Below are 1,319 nucleotides of genomic sequence, written 5' to 3'. Positions count from 1 at the left end.
CGACGTCTCAGTTGCGGCAAGATTATACATTTTGGCATCTCTGGATTGAAATTCTTGTGTGTCGCAAGGAACACAGAACTCCGTTGCGTTTGTGCTATTATCAGGAATTACAGGCAGAGKGGARAAAATGAGGAAAAAGAATTATATATAGCAGGAGCACMGCACCACCAAGGGGACTCAGGCTCAGCCAGCGAGGGCGTCGGCACCGRCGACGATCTCGAGGATCTCCCCGGTGATCTTGGCCTGGCGCTGTCGGTTGTAGGCGATGGAGAGGTTCTTGCGGAGCTCGATGGCGTTGTCGGTSGCRYTGCTCATSGCGCTCATCCKSGCRGCRAGCTCGCTSGCSAGCGACTCCTGCARGGCMCKGAGRATCTGGCTGTTGAGGYAGAGCGGGAGCAGCGCGTCCAGGATCTGCACGGGGTCCTGCTCGAACTGCACCACGGGGGAGAAGGGCTGCGTCTCGATCTTCACCTTCTCGCGCTCCACSGTSAGCTTCCCCTCCTTGGTGGTGAGSCGGAAGAGCTCGTCCTCGGTGGCGTCCACGCAGACGCCGTTGACGTCGCAGATCTCGCCCTTGGGCGACATGGGGAGCAGCGTCTGGATGATGGGGTCGGAGCGCACCAGCGACACGAACTTGGAGTAGAGCAGCTCCACCTTGTCCACCTCCTCGGAGACGAAGAGCGAGTAGACGAGGTCGCAGATGGCCTGCGAGTCCTTGACGGTGGGCACGCTGCTCACCTCTAGATCGCGCTCCAACGGGATGTAGGGGCGGCGCTGGAAGTAGGCGTTGCCCTTCTTCCCCACGCTGACGACGGTGTACTGGAGGCCCAGCTGCTTGAGCTCATCGATGCGGGTTTCCGCCTTCTTGAGCACGTTGTTGTTGAAGCTCCCGCAGAGGCCGCGCTCGCCGGTCAGGACCACGAGGGCCACCTTCTTGACGGGGCGGGTGCGGGTGWGGGGCAGGTCGATGTCCTCCGTCKGGATCTCCTGGTTCATGTTGTAGAGCACCTCCACCAGCGCCTCCGMGAAAGGGCGAGAGGAGACGACGGCCTCCTGCGCGCGCCGGACCTTGGCGGCGGCCACCAKCTTCATGGCCTCCGTGATCTTCTGCGTGTTCMTGACGGAGTCGATGCGGGTGCGGCGCTGACGGAGGGAACAACGCACCAGGAGACCCGAGCGCGGGGGGGAGCGCCGTCGGGTGGTGGAGGCGCTGCTGGCGAGCGCCGAGGAGGACCAGGCGGTGGAGAGGGGGGAGCACGACATGGCTGCTGGTCCGGGGCGCGCGGGGTCGGGGGGAAGCGGAAGAGACAAGGGGCGGG

At 63.7% G+C, this 1,319-nt stretch carries 1 protein-coding gene; it reads right to left on the bottom strand.

All coding sequences use genetic code 11. The annotated features are described in order from the left end of the window. Positions 1-183: 183 nt before the first annotated feature. Positions 184-1,263, bottom strand: a complete 1,080-nt coding sequence (gene atpG / locus FWJ25_RS20520) for an ATP synthase F1 subunit gamma (protein ID WP_149601845.1) — start codon at positions 1,261-1,263, stop codon at positions 184-186. Positions 1,264-1,319: the final 56 nt, after the last annotated feature.

Source organism: Marinobacter salinexigens, assembly GCF_008370345.1.
Lineage (GTDB): Bacteria > Pseudomonadota > Gammaproteobacteria > Pseudomonadales > Oleiphilaceae > Marinobacter > Marinobacter salinexigens.
This window is presented reverse-complemented; position numbering and strand designations above follow the sequence as displayed.